The sequence below is a fragment of the Anaerostipes sp. CAG:276 genome, from assembly GCF_000432215.1.
Lineage (GTDB): Bacteria > Bacillota > Clostridia > Lachnospirales > Lachnospiraceae > Anaerostipes > Anaerostipes caccae.
Genome location: NZ_FR889182.1, coordinates 188,929 through 195,001, shown reverse-complemented (window position 1 = coordinate 195,001; position 6,073 = coordinate 188,929). Strand labels below are relative to the sequence as shown.

Genomic DNA, 6,073 nt, shown 5'->3' with positions numbered 1-6,073 from the left:
GACGCTCTTCGGTTACTTTTTCCACATTTATCACGGGGAAATTGCCGGTGCGACACCAAACGGCAGGCATAAAGGAGAACCGTTCAGTGACAGCATGGGACCGGGACAGGGAAAAGACGTAAAGGGCCCTACCAGGCTGCTCCATTCTGTCATCCGGCTGAATGATGACTATATAACGGGCGGATATGCCTTGAATTATAAGCTGAATCCTGCATTTTTAAATGAGGAAAAAGGGAGGCAGGCTGCCATCAGCCTCCTTAAGACCTACATAGAAAACAGAGGACCGCAGATCCAGGTTTATACAACAAATTTGGACGATATAAAAGATGCCCAGGTCCATCCTGAAAAGCACAGGGATTTGATCGTACGCGTAGGCGGTTACTGCGAGTTTTTTGTGAATCTCGACAGAGTGCTGCAGAACGAAATTATTGCAAGAACGATGTACGGGGAAGGATAGAGATATGGAAGAGGAAGTGAAGGGGCTGATTTTTGGTATCCAGCATTTTTCAATTCATGACGGTGACGGAATCAGGAGCAATGTTTTTATGAAGGGATGTCCGCTCAGATGCCTGTGGTGTCACAACCCTGAAGGGCTGGCACCGGCCGCTGAACTGCAGTATTTTGAAAACAAATGCCGGAAGTGCGGCAAATGCGGCGGCATCTGTCATAATCTGCAGACCGTATCCAAAGAGTCACAGTCCATAAAAGAAACATATGCAAAAGGCTGTCCTTACGGTGCACTGGAACTGGTGGGAGAAGAAATGACGGCAGAGGAAGTTCTCGAAGAAGTCTGTATAGACCAGGCATTTTTCCGTACAAGCAAAGGTGGAATTACTCTTTCGGGCGGGGAGCCGATGATACAGGCAGACTTTGTTCTTGAGCTGTTAAAGAAATCGAAGGAGATGGGACTGTCCACAGCCATAGAGACCAGCGGGTATTCTGACCAGAGGAATTATGAACGGATTCTTCCCTATGCGGATGAGTTTTTATGGGACTATAAAGAGACAGACAATGTAAAGCACAGGGAATTGACCGGAGTGGAAAACAAGAAGATTCTTGAAAATTTAAGATTTCTTTACCAGAAGGGTGCAGTGATCACTTTGAGGTGCCCGGTAATCCCGGGAGTGAACGACACAGAGGAACATTTCAGAGGAATCGCGGGACTCATAAAAGAACTGAGGAATTTGAAAGGATGGGAAATCATGCCCTACCACCGGATGGGCATTGCAAAAGAAAAGAGATTAGGAAAAGGTGAGAGCATAGAATTCTCTGTGCCCTCCAAAGAAGTACAGGAACAGTGGAAACAAAAAATTTTATCATATATAGGAGAAGATTCAGATGTTAATGTTAATTGATGATGCAGATTTAAGAAATATTGAGGAATTGTACAGCAAATACCCATATGATGGGGTGACAACAAATCCTACCATTCTGAGCAAAACAGGAAATCCTGATCCGATGGACCAGCTGAAACAAATCCGCAGCCTGATTCCTTCAGATGCCATGCTTCACGCACAGGTATTATCTGTGGAAACGGAAGATATGGTGAGAGAGGCGAAATATATGGTATCTGTGTTGGGAAAAGATACCTTTATCAAAGTCCCCGTCACGGAAAATGGATTAAAAGCAATTTCTATTTTAAGCAGTGAGAATATCCGTGTTACAGCCACGGCCATTTACGGCACGATGTCAGCGTTTCTGGCAGCCAAGGCGGGAGCAGAGTTTCTGGCGCCTTATGTAAACCGTCTGGACAATCTGGGATACAACGGTGTACAGACTGCTCTGGATATCCACATGATGGTAAAAGCTGCAGGCTATAAGGCCGAAGTCCTTGGAGCGTCATTTAAAAACGCACAGCAGGTCATTGATATGGGGAAAGGCGGCATCGGTGCGGTGACAGTCAGTTCCGATCTGTTAAAGTCACTTGCATTTAACGGGATTGCAGAAAACGCGGTGAAAGACTTTATCCGTGATTTTGAGAGCTGCTGCGGTGAGGGGAAGACCATGCTGGATTTTTAGAAAAAAAGATAGATTATTTGTTGGCACGAAGAGCTCCGGAATTGTTTCCGGAGCTCTTTTGTGATTTTAACCACTAAAATGAAAAAATGTGCATTTTCTATTGACAAAGAGGAAACAGCTGGATATAATAACACCATAGAGAACATAATCACACTTATATGGAAGTATGAACAGGAGGATCGAATTTTGAAGGTTTACAGACAGGAAAAAATGAACAAAGACCTGCCGGGGATCATTTTATTAAGTCACGGACCGTTTGCAGTCTCTCTGGTAAAAACTGCACAGATGATTTTCGGAGACAGTGAAAACATCGCAGCCTTTTCTCTGGAAGCAGGAGATGATATTGACAAGTACAGAGGAGCTTTTACAGAAATGATCGAAGCATTTCCGGAGGGAAGCCTGATCATGGTTGACCTGTTCGGCGGAACGCCGTGCAACCAGGTTATGAGATACATTCAGGAGACAGGAAAGACACTGGAAGTTGCGGCAGGAATGAATTTACCGATGCTGATCAATGCAGTGATGTCCAGGGAAGAACTCATAGGAAAGGAATTCAGCATGGACACAGTGGAAAATGGCAAAAAGGGAATTTTCAGAATCGATGTGGAAGGATTTCTTAACGATGATGATGAGTAAATAACCATCAAAATAAAAGGAGAGAGCTTATGGCAAAGAAATTAGCAGTGAGAGTGGATGACAGGTTAATTCACGGACAGGTGGTAACACAGTGGGTCAATGTCTTTAAAGCGCAGCACATCGTGGTCATAGACAACAATGTGGCGAAAGATAAGATGCAGAAAAGCGTGTTAAAGTTTGCAGCGCCGCCGGATATCAAAGTAAGTATTTTCTCTGTGGACAAAGCAGTGGAAGCATGGGAGAAAAACCAGTTCGGGACGAAAAATGTGTTCGTACTTTTCAGAGATGTAAAACAGATCGCCGAACTCCAGGAAAAAGGGGTGTCCTTCGAGGAGATCACCATCGGACAAATGGCGATCATCAACGACAGAAAGCAGATTTATAAGCAGGTTGGTCTGTCAGAGAGTGAGGCACAGACTTTAATGGATATTGAAAAGACCGGAGTGAAGTTATACTTCCAGATGCAGCCCACAGACAAAAAAGAGTCGCTGGAAATCATGAAGAAAACATTTCCTGATCTGCACTAACTTATTTACATAGGAGGAGAGAAACTATGACGATTACAATTTTACAGGCAGTGCTGCTTGGCTTATTCTGCGGGATAGCAAAATGCTGTGTTCCTTATACGGCCGGAGCTTTCATGTTCAATACCGTCATCTTTAACGCGGTGGTTGTCGGAGCCGTGCTCGGAGACATGCCGCAGGCAATGATTATTGGTGCGTCACTGCAGCTGATTTACCTGGGAGTCATCTCAGCGGGAGGAAATCAGCCGTCAGATCCTTGTCTGGCCGCTTATATAGCAATTCCGGTTGCTATGGCTTCCGGACTCAACACTACAGCAGCAGTTGCTTTGGCAGTGCCGGTTGGACTGCTGGGAGCACAGATTACAAATCTGATTTACTTAATGGCCGGATTTTTTGCCCAGAAAGGCGATACATTCGTAGAAAAGGGCAATGCGGCAGGAATGACCAGATGGTCGGTGATATATTGTGCCATCGCAAGAATTATCTGCTTTGGTGTCCCGGTTGCCATCGCATTATATTTTGGAAGCGGTGCCCTTCAGGGAGTGCTGGATAATATACCGGCAGCAGTGACAAACGGTTTATCTGCCATGGGAGCCTGTCTTCCGGCAGTAGGATTTGCCATTATTGCAAACCTGATCTCAAAACCAAAATATATTCCATTTTTCTTCGCAGGATTTTTCCTGATCCAGTATACGAAGATCGGAACCATTCCGCTGCTGATGGTGGGAGGATTCCTGACATTCCTTTACATCACATTTAAATCCAACGAGTTCCAGGGAGAGACAGACGAGGATGAGGACGACGAAGATGAGGAAGAAGAACCGGCAGAAAAACTGCTGAGTAAAAAAGATATCCTGAAATCCTGGGTGATCTGGTGGTTCAGCGCAGAGACCTGCCACAGCTTCGAGAGAATGCAGGCGCCAAGTTTTTGTACATCATTGGTACCGGCACTGAAGAAGTTTTATCCGGGAGAAGAAAATAAACCGCGTTATATTGAAGCATTGAAAAGAAATATGACATTCTTTAACACAGAGGCACACTGGGGCGGAGGACCGATTCTTGGACTTACCTTAGCACTGGAAGAAAAGAAGTCACGCAACTATGAAGCGATTCCGGGAGAGGTTATCATGAACCTCAAAACCGGTCTGATGGGACCGCTGGCAGGTATCGGTGACACGATCTCATGGTCAACCCTGATGTACCTTTTAATCGGTTTATTCCTTCCCCTTGCTAAGAAAGGAAATCCATTGGGCGGCATCGGGCCAATCGTACTGCTGACTGTGATCTGCTTTGGAATCGGATATTTCTTAACACAGAAATGCTACACATTTGGATACTCTTTTGCAGAAAATATGCTGAAGTCAGGCTTAGTCAACAAGATTATTGCAGGAGCAAGTATTTTAGGACTGTTTATGATGGGAGGGCTTGCCTCTACCTATGTGACAGTATCCACACCAATAAAATTTGCCACAAGCGCATACACGACGACACTCCAGTCCATTTTTGACTCTATTGTGCCGGGACTGCTTCCGCTGATCGTTGTACTCTGTGTATGGGGATATCTTTCAAAAGTAAAACGAAACTATTTTGCGGCCACTTTGGGAGTTACAATAGTCTCTTTAGTATTGGGATGCTTGGGAGTTATTATTTAATTCAGCTGATTCTTTCGATTGACGTGTCCTTCCGGAGTTATGTATACTAGAAATAGAAAAATACCTTATCGTGCGAAGCACGTTTACCCGAAGGGTATAGATTGAAAACAGAAAGGCGTGGGCAAATTGAGAGAAGAAAGATTCATCATCAAAGTGGTAGAAATGCATTATAAACAGGGGATGTCACAGCTGGAGATAGGGAAAAAACTGAACGTTTCGAGGACGACCATATCAAGGACCCTGGCTCAGGCCAGAAAAGAAGGGTATGTACAGATCAAGATCAATTATCCTGACGGGGCCATGACAAGTACAGAGACGATTCTGGAAGAAAAGTTTCATTTAAAGGAGGCAGTGATCGCCTGTGTAAAAGATGGTGAAGACCTCAGTGAAGAAATTGCCTTTTATGCGTCAGACTATATACTGAGAACGCTGAAGAACCATATGACTCTTGCCTTGACAAGAGGAGTGACCCTGCAGAAGACGGTGGAGTGCCTGGCGAAGGACGTGAGGCTGAGATTCCTCAAGGTGGACGATGTTAAGGTGGTGCCTCTGATGGCCACGACCAACATTCCTCTTACTGCAGAGAAATCATTTCGTCTGGCTTACTCTAATTACCTGATCGATGAGGTGGCAAAGATCATCAACGGCAACGGCTATCAGCTGCTGGCACCGCAGTATGTGACGTCCTCGGAAATAAAAGAACATTTCCTCAACGAGGCCAGTGTGAAGGAAGTCATGGACCTGGCGAGAGCGGCAGATGTGGCGGTAATGGGAATCGGAACCGTGGATCAAAACTCCGCTATCATCAATGCAAAACTCATTCCAGTGGAAGAGTTTGAGCGGATGCAGGAAAAAGGCGGAACAGGAGAAATCCTTTCCCATGTGGTCAACAAGGACGGAGAACTGATCGAAGATGACTTTGAAGGAAGACTGATCAGTTTAAGCCTGGAAGACCTGAAAAAAATACCGATCCGCGTCGGCGTGGCATATGGCATGGAGAAAAAAGATGCGATCTTAAGCGTATTAAAAGGCCAGCTGATCAATGTGCTGATCACAGATGACAATGTAGCAGAATATCTGGCTAAAGTATGACATTTTCACCAGTTCTCCGGCTTGCTGTCTCAGGGATGTAAGATTTTCTAACTTTCAGCAAAGTTCCTCCGGCGGCCCGTTCGGAACTCGCTAACGCTCAGACAGCCTCACTGCGCTTTGCGCACCGCCTGCGAAACTTTGCTTCAAGAA

The 6,073-nt window shown here is 45.3% G+C and carries 7 protein-coding genes; all 7 read left to right on the top strand.

Features of this window, described 5'->3' with window-relative positions:
* Positions 1 to 457: glycine radical domain-containing protein (locus tag QVP35_RS06625; RefSeq protein ID WP_288187770.1), on the top strand; the 457-nt coding region annotated here is incomplete at its 5' end.
* A 4-nt stretch (positions 458 to 461) separates the two neighbouring features.
* Complete coding sequence (locus tag QVP35_RS06620) at positions 462 to 1,355, top strand: glycyl-radical enzyme activating protein (RefSeq protein WP_006568685.1); 894 nt, start codon at positions 462 to 464, stop codon at positions 1,353 to 1,355.
* Positions 1,339 to 2,019, top strand: coding sequence for a transaldolase family protein (locus QVP35_RS06615; protein WP_006568684.1), 681 nt, complete (start codon positions 1,339 to 1,341; stop codon positions 2,017 to 2,019). The genes QVP35_RS06620 and QVP35_RS06615 overlap by 17 nt, the downstream gene beginning before the upstream one ends.
* 186 nt (positions 2,020 to 2,205) lie before the next feature.
* Complete coding sequence (locus QVP35_RS06610; protein ID WP_039947023.1) at positions 2,206 to 2,655, top strand: PTS sugar transporter subunit IIA; 450 nt, start codon at positions 2,206 to 2,208, stop codon at positions 2,653 to 2,655.
* Positions 2,656 to 2,684: 29 nt separating this feature from the next.
* Positions 2,685 to 3,182, top strand: coding sequence for a PTS sugar transporter subunit IIB (locus QVP35_RS06605; RefSeq protein WP_009289202.1), 498 nt, complete (start codon positions 2,685 to 2,687; stop codon positions 3,180 to 3,182).
* Positions 3,183 to 3,208: 26 nt separating this feature from the next.
* Positions 3,209 to 4,831, top strand: coding sequence for a PTS system mannose/fructose/sorbose family transporter subunit IID (locus QVP35_RS06600; protein ID WP_006568681.1), 1,623 nt, complete (start codon positions 3,209 to 3,211; stop codon positions 4,829 to 4,831).
* 117 nt (positions 4,832 to 4,948) lie between these two features.
* On the top strand, positions 4,949 to 5,923 hold the full coding sequence (locus tag QVP35_RS06595; protein ID WP_006568680.1) for a sugar-binding transcriptional regulator: 975 nt from the start codon (positions 4,949 to 4,951) through the stop codon (positions 5,921 to 5,923).
* Positions 5,924 to 6,073: the final 150 nt, after the last annotated feature.